At 47.8% G+C, this 18,850-nt stretch carries 18 protein-coding genes; 5 read left to right on the top strand and 13 right to left on the bottom strand.

Features of this window, described 5'->3' with window-relative positions; all coding sequences use genetic code 11:
- Positions 1-127 precede the first annotated feature (127 nt).
- From EPB59_RS14560 to EPB59_RS14580, 5 genes are all read right to left on the bottom strand, one after another.
- A complete protein-coding gene (locus EPB59_RS14560; RefSeq protein ID WP_055049909.1) occupies positions 128-3,286 on the bottom strand; it encodes an efflux RND transporter permease subunit in 3,159 nt (1,052 codons plus the stop codon).
- A gap of 1 nt (position 3,287) precedes the next feature.
- Positions 3,288-4,292: an efflux RND transporter periplasmic adaptor subunit gene (locus EPB59_RS14565; protein ID WP_154173477.1), complete on the bottom strand. Its 1,005-nt coding sequence runs from the start codon at positions 4,290-4,292 to the stop codon at positions 3,288-3,290.
- Between the two features lie 108 nt (positions 4,293-4,400).
- On the bottom strand, positions 4,401-4,859 hold the full coding sequence (locus tag EPB59_RS14570) for a YeeE/YedE family protein (RefSeq protein ID WP_154173479.1): 459 nt from the start codon (positions 4,857-4,859) through the stop codon (positions 4,401-4,403).
- Positions 4,860-4,869: 10 nt separating this feature from the next.
- Positions 4,870-5,250, bottom strand: a complete 381-nt coding sequence (locus EPB59_RS14575; RefSeq protein ID WP_233420218.1) for a YeeE/YedE family protein — start codon at positions 5,248-5,250, stop codon at positions 4,870-4,872.
- Between the two features lie 55 nt (positions 5,251-5,305).
- Entirely contained in the window at positions 5,306-5,623 is a 318-nt protein-coding gene (locus EPB59_RS14580; RefSeq protein WP_000165909.1) for an ArsR/SmtB family transcription factor, read from the bottom strand.
- Between the two features lie 154 nt (positions 5,624-5,777).
- Here EPB59_RS14580 and EPB59_RS14585 point away from each other — a divergent pair, with 154 nt between their 5' ends.
- Positions 5,778-5,963 (top strand): YgaP family membrane protein, encoded by a 186-nt coding sequence (locus tag EPB59_RS14585; protein WP_000151361.1) that lies wholly within the window; start codon positions 5,778-5,780, stop codon positions 5,961-5,963.
- A 69-nt stretch (positions 5,964-6,032) separates the two neighbouring features.
- A complete protein-coding gene (locus EPB59_RS14590; RefSeq protein ID WP_154173481.1) occupies positions 6,033-7,736 on the top strand; it encodes an FAD-dependent oxidoreductase in 1,704 nt (567 codons plus the stop codon).
- 69 nt (positions 7,737-7,805) lie between these two features.
- On the opposite strand, the gene EPB59_RS14595 is transcribed toward EPB59_RS14590, so the two are convergent.
- The 7 genes from EPB59_RS14595 to EPB59_RS14625 all read right to left on the bottom strand — a co-directional run bounded on the left by EPB59_RS14595 (position 7,806) and on the right by EPB59_RS14625 (position 13,529).
- Positions 7,806-9,551: a lysophospholipid acyltransferase family protein gene (locus tag EPB59_RS14595; protein ID WP_000250863.1), complete on the bottom strand. Its 1,746-nt coding sequence runs from the start codon at positions 9,549-9,551 to the stop codon at positions 7,806-7,808.
- Positions 9,551-10,000 (bottom strand): hypothetical protein, encoded by a 450-nt coding sequence (locus EPB59_RS14600; RefSeq protein WP_154173483.1) that lies wholly within the window; start codon positions 9,998-10,000, stop codon positions 9,551-9,553. The genes EPB59_RS14595 and EPB59_RS14600 overlap by 1 nt, the downstream gene beginning before the upstream one ends.
- Positions 10,001-10,003: 3 nt before the next feature.
- On the bottom strand, positions 10,004-10,447 hold the full coding sequence (locus EPB59_RS14605) for a YHS domain-containing (seleno)protein (RefSeq protein ID WP_055049917.1): 444 nt from the start codon (positions 10,445-10,447) through the stop codon (positions 10,004-10,006).
- Between the two features lie 11 nt (positions 10,448-10,458).
- Entirely contained in the window at positions 10,459-11,205 is a 747-nt protein-coding gene (locus EPB59_RS14610; protein ID WP_148535274.1) for an NRDE family protein, read from the bottom strand.
- Positions 11,205-11,747, bottom strand: coding sequence for a hypothetical protein (locus EPB59_RS14615; RefSeq protein WP_154173485.1), 543 nt, complete (start codon positions 11,745-11,747; stop codon positions 11,205-11,207). Before EPB59_RS14615 ends, EPB59_RS14610 begins: the two co-directional genes overlap by 1 nt.
- Before the next feature lie 70 nt (positions 11,748-11,817).
- A complete protein-coding gene (locus EPB59_RS14620; RefSeq protein ID WP_154173487.1) occupies positions 11,818-12,951 on the bottom strand; it encodes a D-alanine--D-alanine ligase in 1,134 nt (377 codons plus the stop codon).
- On the bottom strand, positions 12,948-13,529 hold the full coding sequence (locus EPB59_RS14625; RefSeq protein WP_154173489.1) for a DedA family protein: 582 nt from the start codon (positions 13,527-13,529) through the stop codon (positions 12,948-12,950). Before EPB59_RS14625 ends, EPB59_RS14620 begins: the two co-directional genes overlap by 4 nt.
- A 250-nt stretch (positions 13,530-13,779) precedes the next feature.
- Between EPB59_RS14625 and EPB59_RS14630 the strand changes: the two genes are divergently transcribed.
- Entirely contained in the window at positions 13,780-14,217 is a 438-nt protein-coding gene (locus tag EPB59_RS14630; protein ID WP_000005282.1) for a DUF3069 domain-containing protein, read from the top strand.
- 166 nt (positions 14,218-14,383) lie between these two features.
- On the opposite strand, the gene EPB59_RS14635 is transcribed toward EPB59_RS14630, so the two are convergent.
- Positions 14,384-15,823, bottom strand: a complete 1,440-nt coding sequence (locus tag EPB59_RS14635; RefSeq protein WP_154173491.1) for a sucrose-specific PTS transporter subunit IIBC — start codon at positions 15,821-15,823, stop codon at positions 14,384-14,386.
- Between the two features lie 300 nt (positions 15,824-16,123).
- Here EPB59_RS14635 and EPB59_RS14640 point away from each other — a divergent pair, with 300 nt between their 5' ends.
- Both EPB59_RS14640 and EPB59_RS14645 read left to right on the top strand, forming a co-directional pair.
- Entirely contained in the window at positions 16,124-17,116 is a 993-nt protein-coding gene (locus EPB59_RS14640; protein WP_000157568.1) for a LacI family DNA-binding transcriptional regulator, read from the top strand.
- A 75-nt stretch (positions 17,117-17,191) separates the two neighbouring features.
- Positions 17,192-18,832 carry a glycoside hydrolase family 32 protein gene (locus EPB59_RS14645; RefSeq protein ID WP_154173493.1) on the top strand — a complete coding sequence of 547 codons (1,641 nt, stop codon included), beginning with the start codon at positions 17,192-17,194 and terminating at the stop codon, positions 18,830-18,832.
- Positions 18,833-18,850: the final 18 nt, after the last annotated feature.

An 18,850-nucleotide genomic window follows, 5' to 3' on the forward strand; every position in this document is an offset into this window, starting at 1 on the left:
TGAAGCCTTGAAAATGAGGTTTGAAAACCCTTTAACACTTTTCAATCGCCGTTTCTGGCTCGTTAATCAAAAAAGAGGCTGACTCCAATGGCCAGCCTCTATCCATAAATTGTCTCGTCACTCTGAGTTAATGTGCCGCGAAGCGTTTACGCATCACCACATAATAGAGCACCGGAATGACCAACAAGGTCAGTACGGTGGAAACGAAAATCCCGAAGATCAAGCTGATCGCCAAACCATTAAAGATAGGATCATCGAGGATAAACACCGCACCAATCATGGCCGCCAACGCCGTCAGCATAATCGGTTTGGCCCGTACCGCCGCTGATTGAATGACCGCCTCAGAGAATTCAATGCCATGAGCCACTTGCTGGTTAATAAAGTCCACCAACAAGATGGAGTTACGCACAATGATCCCCGCCAACGCTATCATTCCAATCATGGAGGTGGCAGTAAATTGCGCCCCCAACAACGCATGGCCGGGCATGACACCGATGATAGTCAGTGGGATCGGAGCCATGATAATTAGCGGTACAAGGTAAGATTTAAACTGCGCGACGACCAGCAGATAAATCAGCACCATCCCCACAGCGTAAGCGATACCCATATCGCGGAAGGTTTCGTAAGTCACCGTCCATTCGCCATCCCATGCTACCGCTACACCGCTTAGGCCGTCCGGTTGATGGATGTAATACTGATCCAACCCCATTTGCTCATCAAGAGCGAAGCCAATCTCAAACATGCCGTACAGTGGGCTATCCAAATTGCCGGACATATCGCCGACCACCATCACCATTGGCACAAGGTTTTTGTGCACGATGTAATCATCCATACGGGTTTGCCGTACTTCAACCAGATCGGAAAGCGGATAAGCATAACCATTACTGCTACCCACTTTCATATTCAGCACCTGCTCTAAACGCACTTTGGCGGTTTCCGCAGCTTGAATCTGGATCGGAATCGGGTACTTGCTGTGCTCACTGTGCAGATACGTGATGGGTTTACCGCCCACCGCCGTCGCCAGTGCATCGACAATCGAGGCATAAGGCACTTGGAAATGCGCCGCTTTACTGCGATCAATCACCACTTGCCATTTTTCATGCATTTCCGGCAGGTACATGTCCACATCGACAATATCTTTCGTTTCACGGAAAATCTCACGCACTTGGCGCGCCGCTTCGTTACGAATTTCTTGAGTTGGGCCATACACTTCCGCCAAAATCGGCGACCAAACTGGCGGCCCCGGCGGCACTTCCACCACTTTGACTTTGCCGCCAAAGCGCAGTGCAATCTCATTCAGTTGTGGGCGCAGTTGACTGGCGATGGTGTGGCTATCTCTGTCGCGCTCTTTGCGCCCCAGTAAGTTTACTTGAATATCGCCTTGGTTGGCTTGGTTACGCATAAAGTAATGGCGCACTAAACCATTGAAGTTAATTGGCGCGGCCGTTCCAGCATAGATTTGATAATCACGAACCTCAGGAACGTTATTCAGCGCCGCGCCCATCTCAAACAGCACTCGTTGCGTTTTTTCCAGCGAGCTGCCTTCGGGCATATCCAGCACAATCTGGAATTCCGACTTGTTATCAAACGGCAGCATTTTCAGCACAACGGCTTGGAACACTGGCAACAACACCGATCCCGCAATTAAAGCCAGAATGGTCAGTAGCAAAAACAGTCGGTTACGCCCCTGTTTTGGTGCAGTGACAAAAGGCGACATAATTTTGTGGAAAATGCCATTCGCCGCTTTGCCTTCTTCCTGATGATGCCCTGCCTTGAGGAATTTACCCGCCAGCCAAGGGGAAAGCACAAAAGCCACCGCAAGGGAGATGAGCATCCCCATTGAAGCATTGATTGGAATTGGGCTCATGTACGGCCCCATCAAACCTGACACAAATGCCATTGGCAGCAAGGCCGCAATAACAGTTAGGGTAGCAAGAATGGTTGGCCCACCGACTTCATCTACCGCAGGAGGAATGAGCTCCGATAACTTGCGTTTGCCCATCGCCATATGCCGGTGAATGTTCTCGACCACCACAATGGCATCATCGACCAAGATACCGATGGAGAAAATCAACGCGAACAACGACACACGGTTGAGGGTAAAACCCCATGCCCAAGACGCAAACAAGGTAATCATCAGGGTAACGATGATTGCCATACCGACCACAATGGATTCACGCCAGCCCATAGTCAGCAGCACTAAAATCACCACCGCGGTAGTAGCGAAAGCGAGTTTACCGATCAAGGTATTGCTTTTATCAGCAGCGGTTTGTCCGTAATCGCGAGTAATATCTACATCAATCCCTTGCGGAATCAGCTGGTTTTCAAGACTGACTAAACGGGCTTCCACCGCTTTAGCCACATCGACCGCGTTTTCACCACCTTTTTTGGCCACCGCAATAGTGACCGCAGGATGAATGCCTTCACGATCCCCCGTCCATACGTTTTGAGTGGGCGTGTTGACACCAAAGGAAACGGTCGCGATATCTTCCAAATAAACGGGCGTGCCATTGTGCAGCCCAACCACCAACTGTTTCACCTCTTCCACACGAGTTAAGAACTGACCGACTTGCACCGGAAACTCTTGGTTATCGTGGGTTAAACGCAGCATCGGTGAGCTTTGATTAGCCGCCGGCAGACTTTGATTGAGCTGATCTAACGTAATGCCAAAGCTGTTCATTTTGGCGGGGTCAAGACGCACATCAACAATGGTATTTTGTCCGCCAACCGTGTAGATATCACGCGTGCCAGGAATGCGTTTGAGCTCGGTTTCTAAACCGTGCGCGACTTGCGTCAGTTGCTGTTGATTGAAGCGATCACTCTTATCCGCCAAAGTAATGGTGACAATCGGCACATCTTCAATCCCTTTCGGTTTGATGATGGGTTCACCCACACCAACGCCTTGTGGCATCCAATCTTTGTTGGAATAGAGTTTGTTGTAGATACGTACTACCGCATCATTACGCGGTACGCCAACTTTGAAAATGGCAACAATCATTGCGCCATCTGGTTGAGAAAACGAGTAGATCTTATCGATCCCTTCAATTTCGGAAATCACTTGTTCTGCCGGTGAGGTGACCAAACTTTCTACTTCACGAGGAGAAGCGCCGGGAAACGGAATATAGACATCCGCAAACGTCACATCAATCTGCGGTTCTTCTTCTTTCGGAGTCACCATAACTGCGAATAATCCCATCAGCAAACCGACTAAGGCAAGCAGTGGCGTCATGGCTGAATTTTGAAAGGCCGCAGCGATGCGACCCGAAATACCGAGTCGACTATCCATGTCATTCACCTTTTGCTGTTACTGCTCGTGTAGCAACCACATCACCTTGTTCAAGGCCAGAAAGCACTTCAACATAGTCACCATAAACTTGCCCCAAACGTACCGGGTTTAGTGCACGTTGGCCGTTATTCACTCGGTACACTGCACTCAATTCGGCGCGGCGCAAAACGGCGCTGTTCGGAACCACTAAGACTTCTCGTTGGCCATAGTTGAATTCGGTTTTCACCCACATGCCGGGGACAAGCGCAGCGGTTTTTTCCGGTAGCTCAAGGCGAGTTTTGAACGTATGTGACTGCGGATCGGCATAGCTAAACAAACTAAATTCTGTTGGCTTAAGTTGCTCACCTTGCGCGGTACGCACGGTAAATTGATCCACTTGAGCAACAAAAGGTTGATAACGTTGCGGAATTTCCGTTTCCACTCGCAGTTCATCGAGCGAAAAACCGCGGAGCAGTGGCGTACCCGGTGCAACAGTTTCACCCAGCTCCACCATGCGCTGGGTAACAATGCCATCATAAGGAGCGGTGATATTAGTGTAACCCAAGGACTCTTTGGCTTGTTCCACCGCGGCTTGTGCCGATTTCACCGCCGCGTCTGCACTGCGAGCGCGAGCTTCGGCGCTGTCCATTTGATCTTTGGAAATCGCCCCTTTGGGGAAAAGTTGACGATAGCGATTTAATTGCGCTTGCGCTTCACGGTTTTGCGCGGTCGCACTCGCCAGTTGGGCTTTAGCTGCATCAAGCGAAGCCGATTGCTGAACCGCACTGATTTCTAGCAGCACTTGGCCTTTCTTGACGTAGTCATTGACATCAACATATAAGCCAACCACTCGTCCCGAGGTTTGTGCCGCCAAAGAACCTTGGTTGACAGGTTGTACAACGCCATCTAATTCGACCACCTGCGAGATCGACTCTGTTTTCACCGTAAACAGTTCGTTACTGTCTTGATTTTGAGCATAGGCCGAACTGGCAAGCACCAGTGCGATACTCCAACTTAACGCTTTCATCCTCTTCCCTCGCAGATTCTACTTTCCCGCTTGTTGCCACACGGATCGCGGATGCTTCAAGCGGGTCAGAGTGTGATTTCCTAGATACTGCCTAATAGACTAGTTGCATTAGGCGGTTTGCGTCTGAATTTCTTTACGATTTTTAATACAGATCAATAAATTAGTAAGACCTAAGCCAAGCATCATCGCAGGAAAAAAGACCCATGATCCTAAATTCCCTAATGCTAAGCTGGAAACTATCGGCCCCGGACAGATGCCAACTAATCCCCACCCTAAACCGAAGATCACGGAACCTGAGATCAAACGACGATCAACTTTGGTGTTATTCGCCAAACAAAATACTTTGGCATTAACAGGTTTGGCTTTCGGTTTGATCAACAAGAAATAAGCAGGCATGAATACCGCTAACGCGCCACCCATCACAAACATCAATCTGGGATCCCAAACTCCTGTCACATCCAGAAAACCGATCACTTTGGCCGGATCAGCCATGCCAGATACCACCATGCCTACGCCAAATAACAGACCAGCGACGAGCGAAGTCACACGAAATAATACGTTATGCATACTAACCCACTTACATCAGATGAAGACGAACGAAAACCGTGACAGCAGCAACGACCATAAATACACAAGTCGCAACGATGGATCGCTTAGACAAGCGACCAATACCGCAGATACCGTGTCCACTGGTGCAGCCATTCGCCAGTCGTGTACCCACGCCAACCAATAAACCTGCAGCTGCAAGCACAACACCACTCACACCAAAATCGGTTGGGACATGATGACCAAGAAGCCTAGCACCTATCACACCACCGCAAACCATGCCAACCACAAACAGCAGTCGCCATGCAAAGTCGCGCGATTTAGGCGTCAGTAAACCCGTCAAAATGCCACTGATCCCAGCAATTTTTCCGTTCATCAGCAACATCAATGTCGCTGAAATCCCTAAAAGCATCCCTCCAATTAACGAGTCCCAAGGAATAGAAAACGTCATACTTTCCTCTACTTAATTATCGACAAAACACATTCTGTAAACTTTGAATCAACGCGGTGATTCGGCTGTCAGCTAGGCTATAGAAAACTTGTTGTGATTCTTTACGCGCCTGAATAATGCCGTGCTTACGCAGCACGGTAAGATGCTGAGAGAACGCAGACTGACTCAATGTTGAACCTTGTTGTAGCTGCCCAACACCCATCTCACGATTGGTCAGTTGGCACAACACCATTAACCGTTCCGGATGAGCCATCACGCGCAGTAATTCAGCAACTTCCACGGCATTACTCTTCATTTGTTCGATTTCAATGTGGTCACTGGCTTGCTTAGTCATGGCTTATCCTCTAACTAAAATTTAACGAGATCATACAAATATATTTATATTAGTCAATTCTTATTTAGCTGAAAGCATTTTAGATAAAATTACATTAGACACGTCTAATTTAGAGGCGTATAGTTTTGAACAAACAACAATGGAGGTTACCAACATGACGATTGAAAACGGTGTAAGAGTATTAGCTGGCAGCATGATTCTGCTTTCAGTCATTCTCACTTGGTTTGTTCACCCTAATTTTCTGTGGCTAACAGTATTTGTGGGCGTAAACCTGATCCAAAGCGCATTCACAGGATTTTGTCCTGCCGTCTTCTTTCTGAAGAAACTAGGATTACGTTAACGACAGCCCAATACACTCTGTCTCATCGGACTTGTGTGTTGGAATCTAGCAACTGATTTGGAGTAACTCATGACAAAAATAGTGATTATTGGTGGCGTTGCAGGTGGTGCATCCGCAGCGGCTCGTGCTCGTCGACTCAGCGAAGACGCTGAAATCATCATGTTTGAACGCGGCCCTTACGTTTCTTTTGCCAACTGTGGCCTGCCATATCACATCGGTGGTGACATCAAAGAACGCAGCAATTTGTTGCTGCAAACGCCAGAGAGTTTTTTAGCGCGTTTTAACGTGGATGTGCGCACCATGAATGAAGTGCTGCGCGTGAATCGTGCGGCAAAGACCATTACGGTACGCAATCTGCTCGACCAATCTGAGTATGATGAAAGCTATGATTTTCTGCTGCTTTCTCCTGGTGCTGGCCCAATCGTGCCACCTATCCCCGGGATTCAAAACCCACTGACTCATTCGCTGCGTAACATTCCCGATATGGATAAGATCATCCAAACGCTGCAAATGAATAAGCCAGAACATGCCACCGTGGTTGGCGGTGGTTTTATCGGTTTGGAAATGATGGAAGCCTTTCACCAACTCGGCATCAAAACCACGCTGATTGAAATGGCCGAACAAGTGATGACACCGGTCGATCGCGAAATGGCGGGCTTTGCTCACGCTGAAATTCGCGCTAAAGGCATCGATTTACGTTTAGGCGTAGCTCTTAAATCGGTCGAATATAGACCCGCAGCCACCTTACCGAGCACAGAATCGGGTGAATCCCTTGAACATAAACACGTGGAAGGCGAATTGGATTTGGTGCTCAGTAATGGTGACACCCTAACTACCGACATTTTGATCATGGCGATTGGTGTCCGCCCAGAAACCAAACTGGCCGCGGAAGCCGGTTTGCAGCTCGGTGAACTCGGTGGTATTTGGGTCAACGAGCAGATGCAAACCAGCGATCCAGCGATTTACGCGGTCGGTGATGCGGTTGAAGAGAAAGATTTTGTGACAGGTAAGCAAACGCTGGTTCCACTGGCGGGGCCTGCTAACCGTCAAGGTCGTATGGCCGCAGATAACATGCTTGGCCGCAACGAAAGCTACCAAGGCACACAAGGTACCGCGATTTGTAAGATCTTCGATTTAGCGGTGGCTTCGACCGGTAAAAACGAGAAACAGCTGAAACGTGAAGGCATTGCTTACGAAAAAGTGTATGTACACACCGCAAGCCATGCGAGCTACTATCCGGGGGCGGAAGTCGTGTCGTTCAAGATGTTGTTTGATCCACAAACAGGCAAAATCTTCGGCGCACAAGCCGTGGGTAAAGATGGCATCGATAAACGTATCGACGTGATGGCGGTTGCACAACGTGCAGGCATGACGGTTGAGCAGTTGCAGCACCTTGAACTGACCTACGCTCCACCGTTTGGTAGCGCGAAAGATGTGATTAACCAAGCCGCCTTTGTCGCGACTAACCTAATGAAAGGCGATGCTAAAGCGATTCATTTTGATGAGATTGATAGCCTCACCGATGATCAAGTGTTGCTCGATGTGCGTAACCCGATGGAGTTACAAAACGTGGGTTACTTGCCCGGTGCAATCAACATTCCTGTTGACCAGTTGCGCCAACGCATGAATGAGCTGCCGAAAGACAAAGAGATTGTGATTTATTGCCAAGTAGGGTTACGCGGTAACGTAGCGTACCGTCAACTGGCCAATAACGGCTTTAAAGCACGCAATTTGATTGGTGGTTATCGTACTTATAAGTTCGCCAAAGCTTAAATCACCCTTTAAGATTCGGACAAAATATCCCTCAGCCAGTACCTCAATACTGGCTGATTTTTTTTATCCTCACCTCAGATCAACAAGATACTTCTGCGCCGCTTCTTTCCCCATGTATTTACCAAGCGTTTTTAGTGGTACTTGCTTTAAATTCACCACAATTAAACCATCCAACGCATCGTTGAACGCAGGGTCAACATTAAAGCAGACTAACTTACCATTCATGCCAAGGTATTGGCGCAATAGCACAGGCAACCCATTACCCTGCTCCATTCGTGCAATCACTTTTGAGAGCAAAGAGACACTGGCAAGTGCCGATAATAAGCTTTTTTGCCAGAACACTTCCGCCCCTGCCCGTAGTGGTGTCGACGGGTTAACCAATGCGGCTTTATTTTGATCATAGTGATGGATCGATAACGTCGCCGCCATCAATTGTCGAGCCGCAGGGCTGTAATCATTGCTGATACTGACTGGTCCGAACAAATGGGTATAACGCGGGTTCAGTTCTACGAAACGCGCAATACCTTTCCAGAGTAAAAGCAACGAGTTGAGATTGCGTTGATACTGTTCTGCCACCACTGAGCGTCCAAGCTCAATCGCATTATCTAAGGTCGCCAAAAATGCTTGGTCATACTGAAACAAACTACGCGAATAGAGGCCTTGTAACCCTTTTTCCGCCAAAATTCTATCCACAAGCCCCATGCGGTATGCACCCACTAGCTCGCTTTTATCTCGGTTCCAAACGAACAGTTGCCAATAATGTTGATCGTACGTATCGACATCACAGGCATTCCCACTGCCTTCACCCACCGCGCGGAAACTGATTTCACGCACACGACCAATCTCTTGCATCATGCGGGGAATGTGCGTTGAAGGTACGCAGTACACCGTGAATTCGCCCTGTTCTAGCAACGTCGCTTGCTGCTCTAATTGGGCTAGTTCTGCGATGAGATCAGCTTTGGACACAGGTTCAATAACCGGAGTAGCAAAAGTGACTTTTGCCAGTTCGGGTTGGCCATGCGGGCTCATCAAATAGGTGTTGAGCCGCAAGTAATTCACTACATCTTCATCTTGCGTGAACTCTTTCAGTTCTGAATAGGGAATCGGCTGACCAATACAGAGTGAAATGGTGCTCGCGCTTTTATTCAACAGCTCTCTACCTAGCATGGCGGTACGCAATAGAGGATGAATCTTTCCTGCGCGATAAAACCAAGGGCTATTACGACCATTGATGTAAATCGGCACACACGTCGCTTGGCTGCGCTGAATGAATTTCGCAACGGATTGACTCCAACGAATATCACTCAACTGCCCTGTTTCTTTCTGTGGTGTCGAAACTTCCCCAGCGGGAAATACGATCAATACGCCACCTTCAGTCAAATGACGGTGGGCTTCACGAATGCCTCGCGCATTGGTTTTACTCGCTTGCGCGCCATTAAACACATCCACGCCAATGAAGAGTGGATCGATTTCTGGCAGACGTTTGAGTAACTGGTTGGCAAGCACTTTCACATCTTTGCGTACCTGCCCAACCAGATCCGCAAGGATCACGCCTTCAATCGCCCCTAGTGGATGGTTAGCCACAATCACTACCGGTCCCTGCTTAGGTATTTGCTCGATGCTGCCTCTATCGACTTGATACTGCACGTTCAAAGCATCTAAGGTATAGCGCATGAACTCAAAGCCATCATGTGTTGTAGGGCGTTGTTGATAGTAACGTTCTAGCTTGCTTAAGCCTGTGGCTAACTCGACCCCTTTTTCTATCACTCCAAACGGGGTGTAGCGCGGCAAGCGAAATGGATGTGTTTGTACCATCAAATCCCCCCGAGAATGTTGCGTAGGCTACTGTTGACTGAGCGCCAATCGCGTAACGTGAGATACACACCGCACAGCCAAACTAAGCAAGCCATGATGAATAACAATCCACCATCCGTACCTATCATTTCCCCGACTTCGTTGAATTCTGGCATCACTACACCTAACGGAGTGAAAAGGTGGAAAAATATCGCTCCACTCATAATGCCAACACTCATGAGTGCTCCAAGCCCATGCCAGCGAGTAAACAGTAAAATTGAGGCGATCAACTCCGCACCACCAATCAAGTAAGCCCCCCAATCGCCAAACCAAATGAACCCAGACCATCCACCTAAAGTTTTAAAAATAAACTGGGTTTCATAGGAGCCGGAGAATTTATAAAACAGCGATTGCACAAACACAAAGGCAATGAATATTGCAGGCAGCGTTTTACTGAGTCGAAGTTTCATGGTTTATTCCTTACCAATTAACGTTGGCCAGTTTTTATTGGCTTGTTCGATATGGTGCGCGCGATCTTTATCCCACAATCCTTTGATTTTTTTGTCGTAGTTCAGGTATAGCTTACCGTCTTCGATCGCCCAATATTGTGGATCCCCTGGAGCAAAATCATTCTTCTCAGACACCGCCCAAGCACAATATCCACCAAATTGCGGAGCGTACTTCTCAGGATCTGCCACGAAGGAGTCAAGGTTTTGTTGAGAAGAGAAAAACCACTGCGCCCCTTTGTACTCGGTTTTAAATTGTGACAACCCTTTCACGGGTTTATTTTCGGTGAAATAGGCAACGGTATCGTAACCATCTAGTGCTTTATTACTGAAAATACCTGTGTAAATTTGATCTTGTGCGATGACCAAACTACTGAAGAATAGCATGGCTAAGCCAATCCAATATTTCATTGTGAACTCCTTTACGATACAAGCGAAACCCGTTGTGGGAATTGATATTGCTGTTGTTGCAATATCTGTTCTGTCAGCAATGTTGGGCGACCTGGGATATAACTCATCCCCAATTTCCCACCGCTGACATGGATATGAGTGAAACTCACTGTGTGAGCCTCTTCCCGCTGCATCGCCACTGAAAGATGCGAAAATAGCGGATGTTGATGACAATGAAACGCCAGCAGCTTTTCTGGTGTCACCCCATTAGCCATCATTTGTTGATAAATCTGGGTGCGATAACGCTGTACCTCGCCCAACACCACCCCTGAAGAAAAGAGTGGCGATGAGGTCGCACCATACACAAACTGCTCACCATCCCAAGCATAAGCAAAAACATCACCTTGCTTCCGAGTGAGTAACGGATCAAAAGCAAGCAGGGTAAACGGCGCAAACCGAGCCAGATTCAAAGACGCAAAAGCCAAATTTACTTGCTCAACGTGAGATAGGCTTGCCAGCGATTTGAGTAATAAACCACGGCTGATCAAGTTCCCTGCGGGCACTTTGCCCTGATAGTTATTGAGCAAACAAAGCGATAAACCGAACTCATTCAGGCTGATCCAACTGCCTTGCCCTTGCGGATCCAACGGCATCAATACAGACGTTTCCTGCAACTCATACGTCTTAGGTGGCAACGCGAGAGCACGGCTTCGTTGTTCATCTCGATTAAAAAACACCTGATAGCCAGTATCGCTGAGATACCAAGTCACTGAACACATTACGCGTTTCCCCGTAAGAAAGTCGCTGTCGCAGGGGCAATGCCAAACGTACTAGAGGTTTCGACTTCAAGTAGACTGGTCACCACTTTGGCCATCGCGAAATGGTGATTAGCATGTAAGGCTGCAAACGCTAATTCACGCTCTAAGGTAGAATGAAACGTGCAACTTTCGGTTTGTGATAGCGCCACTTCCGTCACCACATCAATCTCCAGCGTTGGAGTCATGTTCTGTTCCGACTCCAGCCAATCAATCAAACCATCGATTTCGCTCAGAGCCACTTCTCGGGAAGATTCAACGGGATGACCGCGGCGACGTTGGTTGTAATCCACTGTATTGGGAGCAGATCGCAACGCATGGAAAATATCTAACCAGTGGCGAAAATGTTGGCCAATACTGCTGCTGACATAAGGTTCAGCAATATAGGTGTAATGTTCATCTTGAATACCATTTAGAAAATCACGACCTTGTTCTAATGTCTCTAAGCAGCCATGAATAGCAGCAGAGTAATGGTATGGTTGGGCTAAATTGGTCACAGCAAGCATAAAATCCCCTTTCCTATCTTTGTCTCTAGTTCGGCATGTTTGAACCGATATTTCTGATTCACACTTTGAGTTAGTCGGTTTCTGGGTAGTGGCGAATCAATTGTTTCTCTTCTTTCCAAGCCCGCAATAAATCACGCAAGCTAGGGGGTTGATGACCACGCTTTTTCTGTTCAGCACCAATGGCATACAAAATTCGGTACTGCTTGAGCAACATGGCAAAAATTTCATGCAATCGAGTGTCACGATCCCAAATGTGCGCGGCTTCGCTACTGGCTCCATTGACTTCTAAAATGGTGAACGCTTCACCGCGCATCAGCGCAGCAATATTGCTGAACTTCACATCCAACCGTCCGTAGTGAAAGCCGGGGAAATCATCGAATATCGCATCGAGCTGATGTACAAGAGCCTGCGTGATGTAGCGATTGCCATTACGGAAAATTGAACCTCGGCTATGGCTGCCTGCAAACGCCAATTGGAACTCTTCTCCGGCTGGGATTACCCAGTCGAGCTTGTCGGGGTGGCGAGGTAAATAGAGATGAGCAAGCTGCCCTGCACGTGGACAAGCCAAAATCAGCTCACGTAAAGTACGCACCCCATCCCCAACTACGCTAGGCGCGTATTTCAAGGTCATAGAAATGATTTTCCCCTGCGTATCGCCGGGAAAACGCACGTAGAAAATCCCCGCTTCAGCGCTATACGGCGCTTTTTGCTGCAAAAGAAAACGAGCTTGGGCAGGAAAGCGGCGTAGATACTCGCTCAGTTGTTCATGGGATTGGATAAGCTTTACCCCAACACCGCGGCAACCAAGATCGGGTTTGGCTACCAGTGGAAAATTCAGCCCCACTTTCTCTAAACGCTCAGTAATCATGTCTAGCTGGTCTGAGGTAGGTAATTCATTCACCGTACAAGCGATAAATGGAGAGATCCAACCACGAGCCTTTTCACCGGCTAGGCTCAAAATATCGTGTTTAGACTCTCCCACCATCCCACTCAAGCGAATTGACGGATTAGCAACTAACGGCAATCGCCAGTCTCGGTAATAAATGCCTTGCACCAAACTTTGCAACACCACCGGAGTGTAAAAAAACCAACTGGGTAAAAATTCAAACGGTGAAATGACCCGCTCGGTATCAGCCTCTAATAGGGGCATTCCGGCATTAACTTTATGGTCGGCGATATAAGAGACAGAAGAGAAAGCTGTCATGCGATTTCCTTAATAACTTTGGCGCTCAATAAACGATTAAAACCGAGTAACAACACAACCAATAAACACAACCACCACCAACGGTATTCACTGGCCTGAAACCAAGCTTGACTGCCTAATTGATAAACGGTGAAAAAAACCAATACCGTCCACAGTGCAGTTGCAACCAACACTACGGTTAAAAACAGTCGCAAAGGCATGGCAACATAACCACTTAACGTAAAACCCACCGTGCGTAGTCCCGGAATAAAACGAATAACAAAAAGATTAATAAACGGCCTTTGTAATAAACGGCGACGAACGAGTCGAAAATAAGGATTGGTCAATAATCGATAGCGGACGGTTCGAAAATATCGGCAATACCGCCCGAGGTAATATAACGCCACATCTCCCGTCGCAATCCCCACAAACACCGCCATCAGCGCCAGCGGTAATGAAGTGATATGTTGGCTGGCAAGCCCTGCTGCGGTCACAATCGCGACATCCTCTAATAAATAAGAGAGCAAAACGATGCCAATAAATAACCAAATTGGCGAATCGCTGTGCACGCTGATCCATTGGCCTAGGGCGATATCCATAAATTATTCCGTTATAACCATTCACTCTACTTATCAATCTAGACCGTATCTGACTAATTAAAATTTCATGACGTGATTAAATGTGCCAAGCCGTGTTGGCCAAGCGAGCGAAAGATGCTTGAGTCCTTTGCACCACAGTTGGTGCGAAAAGAAGCGATAAACGTGCTCTAAACGGCAATTTATCGCTGTTGTATTGACATTTTGAGATAAGTTTTTAGCATGGCGTTTTTTACTCTAATGAGAATTTTCCATGTCTGAGACAAACCAAACCGAAACACCAAAAGTGGATCTCGAATCCATCTCTCCTGAACTACGTCAGGTTCTAGAGTTTGATCAGGTGCCTGAAGCAATGTTCCACATGGTGACTTCAATCCATGAAGTCTCTGAAGAAGTGGTTCGCGAAGCATGGGATTCACTGCCAGCGAGCGCGCAAAATATTCTGGATAACTTTGAACAGTTCCACGCGCTAATTTCAGTAAGCCAAGCGTTTGCTGGCCTAAATGTGATGGAAGAGTTCCCAACGCTGAACCTTCCTAAAGAGATGAGCGAAGAAGATAAAGACGCGTACCGCGCTCAACTGCTTGATCAAGTGCTACACAACTGTGTGAAAGACATGGTTAAGCAGATCAAAAAAGCCCGCCGCGACCCGATTCTGAAGCGTGACTTCAAAGACGTGTTTGCTAAGTAAGTAAACCTAGCCCTCCTGCACATTCGTGTTTGAAAGGCAAAAAGATAACGAAGGAGCGCCAAAGCGCTCCTTTCGTTTTTCTATCTTTCAGAGATTCACCTTGGTATTGAACTATCAAAAAAGCCCACTCAAAGAGTGGGCTGTGTAGCCAAGATAGGGGGAGCAGTTACGCTGTTACCTGAGCCGCTTGTTTGGTTTTTTCACGCATCGTAAGCAGGACAGTCAACGCAAAGGCGGCCACAAATGAGATCGCCATACCCATGATGTAGTAACCAATTTGCTGTGGATTAATCGAAATGATCCCTGGCAAACCAGCCGCGCCTAGCGCTTGGGCTTTTACATTGAATAAAGTGATGAAAGCACTGGCTAAAGCTGCACCACAGATGGCAGCAATAAACGGATAACGCAATTTCAAATTCACGCCAAACATGGCAGGTTCAGTGATCCCCAGCAGCGCGGTCACACCCGAAGGAATCGCAACCCCTTTGAGTTTGGTCTCTTTCGTCATCACACCCACAGCTAAAGCCGCGGCGCCCTGCGCAATGTTAGACATCGCAGCGATAGGGAAAATAAAGGTGCCACCCGTGGTCACGATATCGGCAAGTAGCTGAGTTTCTATCGCAATAAAGCTATGGTGCATTCCGGTGATCACAAAAGGAGCATAGATAAAGCCAAACAGTGCGCCACCGACAAACCCTGCCGAATCATACAGCCAGTTCAGTGCATCTCCCAACATGAAGCCGACATCACGCGTGAGCGGTCCGACCACAGTAAAGGTCAGAAAACCCGTGATAAAAATCGCCAGCATTGGGGTAAGCAAGTTATCCAGTACGGACGGTACGATTTTGCGTAAGCCATTTTCAATTTTGGCCAGAATGTAAGCGGAAACCAGCACGGGCAATACCGAGCCTTGATAACCCACTTTTTCGATTTCAAAACCGAGAATATTCCAAGTTGGAACGGTGCCAGATACGGATGCACTGCCAAAACCCCAGCCGTTCAAGAGATCGGGATGCACCATCAGCATACCCAGCGCAGCGCCCAAAAAGGGGTTACCGCCAAACTTGCGCGAGGCAGAAAATGCCAACAATACAGGCAAATAAACAAAAGGGGCATTCGCGAAGGTGTTGATCATGCTCGCGAGATCAGCCAATCCCGGATTGGCATCAATCAATGATTGGCCTTCAATAAACAGTCCCGGTGCAGTCAATACGTTGAACAGTCCCATCAATAAACCACCCGCCACGATCGCGGGGATGATAGGGACAAAAATATCGGACAATCCCTTTACTGCGCGCTGTGCCCAATTCTGTTTCTCGGCACCCGCGGAAGCGACATCATTGGTTGACATCTCAACCAAACCGGTCAATTTCGCCATCTCAGCATAGACTTGGTTGACAATGCCTGAGCCGAAAATGATTTGATACTGTCCTGCGACCTTAAATTGTCCTTTGACACCTTGCAGTGATTCAATGGCGCTCTCATTAATTTGCGTTTCATCGTTAAGCACTAAACGTAAACGAGTCGCGCAGTGCGCGAGTGCTTGGATATTACTTTTGCCACCCAAGCTCTCAAGAAGTTGTTTTGCTATGACTGGATAGTCCATAACTCACCCCGGTAGTTATCCCCTTTCAACTTGAATTGTATTACCTACTGCTCCAAGTCGTTTGGATGTTGTTGTGTAATTGAATGGTTCGTTGGTTTCGATATTAGTTTTGGGAACGTTTGCAAAATTGATTCTTGTCTTTTTCGGAGTGATGGTCAAAATCAACACAGTGAAAATGTGAATAGGATCGCCAAATTTCGTGAGGATAAACCTTAGAACGGGGTTAAAATCCGATCATTCGTTTGATTGCTGTACTGATTTCTGCAATCCATCCCAGTTTTTGAGCCTACAGGATACGTTATGGCCAGTTTGCATGATGTCGCCCGTTTAGCGGGTGTCTCTAAGTCCACCGTCTCACGCGTCATTAATGATGAATATGGCGTTAAAGAGTCTACAAAAATCAAAGTGTTAAAGGCGGTTGAGCAGTGTGGCTATATGGTCAATCAAGTCGCTAAAGACCTCAAATCACAAAAAACCAACTTAATTGGCGTGATTGTGCCGCGCGTCTCCTCTCACGCAACAGCGCAAGGTGTGGATGGACTTACCGCTATTTTTGAGCAAGCAGGTAAACATGTTTTACTGGCCAATACTCATCAAGTCCATGCAAAGGAAATTGAATATATTCAGATATTTAATCAAAAGCGGGTGGAAGGTATTGTGTTTTATGCCACTCACCTTGATCAGCCGCTGATACATGCGATTCAACACTCGGCGGTACCTGTGGTTTTGGTTGGTCAAGATGGCTCTTTGTATAACATTCCCAGTATTGTGCATGACGATCACCGTGTCGGCTTCGAAGCAGGACAACGCTTAGTCAAAGCAGGCTGCAAGCAGATCGGCTTTATTGGGGTACAAAGTGATGACATTGCGGTTGATGTGCTGCGTTCACAAGGCTTGCAGCAAGCACTGGGGTTCCATCAACAAACGTTGCTGTTTCATGCGCGCGGTAATTTTTCAATAGAATCGGGCTACCAAATGGCAAAACAAGCCTACCTTGACTATCCACAGCTCGATGGCCTTTTCTGTGCCACCGACAGGCTAGCGGTTGGCGCCATTAAAGCCTTGCAAGAGCTTGGGGTTCACGTTGGACAGCAAGTCAAACTGCTCGGTGTCGGTAATGATGAGTTGGCTTATGTCAGCAATCCCCCACTCTCCACTTTTAACTATGCTTTTGATAAAGCAGGAGAAAATGCTGCGAAAATGCTATTAGAACGCATCGCCGGACGTGGACAAGAGATGAGCAAAGTGGTACTGACCTTCCAAAACATTCAACGTGAGACTTGCCCAGTCTAACCATGAAATACTTGCTTTACCGATTTTGCGGCGCTAAATTGAGAACGTTCCCGAATTTAGTGGTTAGGTAAGTCCATGTTATTAGATACGCTGCTCGAACTCGCGGGTGGAATAAACAATGTCACGCGCATTTTAGCTCCACAGGGGCAAGTGGTTTTGGCACTAAAACATCCCCCGCATACCCCTCACCTTCCTGATGATGTGAGTTTGCAATCAGTACTCGGAGAGTGGCAACTCTCTGTTCAACGCACTGCTGAAGTGTCCGATCAGCAACTCGCCGCGATAGGTAAAGCGATTGCCGAGCGCCAAAAGCTTGAAACTCTCCCTTATCAAACAGCCTTAGACTGCCCTTATCGGCCCCAGTGGCATATCTCACCACCACAGGGCTTACTCAACGACCCTAACGGCTTTATTTATCATCAAGGGGAATACCACCTCTTTTATCAATGGCATCCTTTCGCTTGCGAACACAAAGATAAATACTGGGTGCATCTTAAGAGCCTCGATTTAGTCGATTGGCAGTGGCAGTCGGTCGCCCTAACACCTTCGGATTGGTTTGATAGTCACGGGGTATTTTCAGGTCATGCGGTCAGCCATCAACAAGATTTATGGCTTTTCTATACCGGCAACACGCGCTTAGGTGCAGAACGCCAACGCCAAACCATGCAGTGCACCGCGCGCATGAGCGCCAATGGTGAGTTTGAAAAGTTAGGGCCTGTGATTCGGTGTTTACCTGAAGGCGTGACCGAACATATCCGGGATCCTAAAGTGATTTACACCCAAGGAAAGTGGCAGATGTTGCTTGGTGCGCAAACGCTCGCTCATCAAGGACGACTGGCGGTCTACCACTCAGATGACTTACTCCATTGGCATTTCGATAAGCTCTATGGCGATGAACTTGGCGATTACGGGTATATGTGGGAGTGTCCTGACTGGTTTGAACTGCAAGGTGAAGCCTTTTTTGTGTTCGGGCCACAAGGCATCGCATCGGCGAATCCTCATCACACCATTGAACATCAAAATCGGATCTTTCGAGCGACCCAGAATACACAAGGCGAAATAGCGTTACTGCAGGGTTGGCCACTGGATGAAGGCTTTGATTTTTATGCACCGCAAACTGCGCAAACCGCCGATGGACGGCGAGTATTGTGTGGCTGGATGGGACTACCCGATGAAACGCAGCACCCAAGCTGCGACCAAGGCTGGATTCATCAACTGACCGCACTCCGTGAACTAGAGTGGCGTGAAGACAAGATTTATCAGCACCCATTGCGTGAACTCGACACACTGCAAAGTGAACCGCAAACCTTGCTTTTGAGTGACACCGTCACTGAGCTAGAGGCTAAAAGCTTTGATCTGCAAGTGACTCTGCCTTGGGGATGTGAGCTACGCTTGATGCAAAATGCGCAGTATCGCGTCACGCTAACGTTAGATGCAGAAAATCGACTATTACGCCTCGATCGCTCTGCGACTCAAATTCGCCAAGGGGACACCATTCGGGAGCTGAAGCTCGATAGCCCAACGGTTGAGTTGCGCATCTTGGCTGATCAATCCTCATTAGAGATTTTCATCAATCAAGGCGAACATGTGATGACCAGCCGCATCTTTACCCCACGCGATGCCAGCGGTATTTCATTGCATGGCGCGAGCGTAGACGCAAAGCTGTACTACATGGCTCCAGCTTCTGCGCCATTTAACCTAGAAGTGAATGTGTAGCCTTGAATAAACAACTTG

This window comes from Vibrio metoecus (genome assembly GCF_009665255.1).
Lineage (GTDB): Bacteria > Pseudomonadota > Gammaproteobacteria > Enterobacterales > Vibrionaceae > Vibrio > Vibrio metoecus_B.

Excerpts from the sequence above, each read along its gene's own strand:
- EPB59_RS14560 (WP_055049909.1), bottom strand. The coding sequence starts at position 3,286 with ATGGATAGTCGACTCGGTATTTCGGGTCGCATCGCTGCGGCCTTTCAA.
- EPB59_RS14565 (WP_154173477.1), bottom strand. The coding sequence starts at position 4,292 with ATGAAAGCGTTAAGTTGGAGTATCGCACTGGTGCTTGCCAGTTCGGCC.
- EPB59_RS14570 (WP_154173479.1), bottom strand. The coding sequence starts at position 4,859 with ATGCATAACGTATTATTTCGTGTGACTTCGCTCGTCGCTGGTCTGTTA.
- EPB59_RS14575 (WP_233420218.1), bottom strand. The coding sequence starts at position 5,250 with ATGCTTTTAGGGATTTCAGCGACATTGATGTTGCTGATGAACGGAAAA.
- EPB59_RS14580 (WP_000165909.1), bottom strand. The coding sequence starts at position 5,623 with ATGACTAAGCAAGCCAGTGACCACATTGAAATCGAACAAATGAAGAGT.
- EPB59_RS14585 (WP_000151361.1), top strand. The coding sequence starts at position 5,778 with ATGACGATTGAAAACGGTGTAAGAGTATTAGCTGGCAGCATGATTCTG.
- EPB59_RS14590 (WP_154173481.1), top strand. The coding sequence starts at position 6,033 with ATGACAAAAATAGTGATTATTGGTGGCGTTGCAGGTGGTGCATCCGCA.
- EPB59_RS14595 (WP_000250863.1), bottom strand. The coding sequence starts at position 9,551 with ATGGTACAAACACATCCATTTCGCTTGCCGCGCTACACCCCGTTTGGA.
- EPB59_RS14600 (WP_154173483.1), bottom strand. The coding sequence starts at position 10,000 with ATGAAACTTCGACTCAGTAAAACGCTGCCTGCAATATTCATTGCCTTT.
- EPB59_RS14605 (WP_055049917.1), bottom strand. The coding sequence starts at position 10,447 with ATGAAATATTGGATTGGCTTAGCCATGCTATTCTTCAGTAGTTTGGTC.
- EPB59_RS14610 (WP_148535274.1), bottom strand. The coding sequence starts at position 11,205 with ATGTGTTCAGTGACTTGGTATCTCAGCGATACTGGCTATCAGGTGTTT.
- EPB59_RS14615 (WP_154173485.1), bottom strand. The coding sequence starts at position 11,747 with ATGCTTGCTGTGACCAATTTAGCCCAACCATACCATTACTCTGCTGCT.
- EPB59_RS14620 (WP_154173487.1), bottom strand. The coding sequence starts at position 12,951 with ATGACAGCTTTCTCTTCTGTCTCTTATATCGCCGACCATAAAGTTAAT.
- EPB59_RS14625 (WP_154173489.1), bottom strand. The coding sequence starts at position 13,529 with ATGGATATCGCCCTAGGCCAATGGATCAGCGTGCACAGCGATTCGCCA.
- EPB59_RS14630 (WP_000005282.1), top strand. The coding sequence starts at position 13,780 with ATGTCTGAGACAAACCAAACCGAAACACCAAAAGTGGATCTCGAATCC.
- EPB59_RS14635 (WP_154173491.1), bottom strand. The coding sequence starts at position 15,823 with ATGGACTATCCAGTCATAGCAAAACAACTTCTTGAGAGCTTGGGTGGC.
- EPB59_RS14640 (WP_000157568.1), top strand. The coding sequence starts at position 16,124 with ATGGCCAGTTTGCATGATGTCGCCCGTTTAGCGGGTGTCTCTAAGTCC.
- EPB59_RS14645 (WP_154173493.1), top strand. The coding sequence starts at position 17,192 with ATGTTATTAGATACGCTGCTCGAACTCGCGGGTGGAATAAACAATGTC.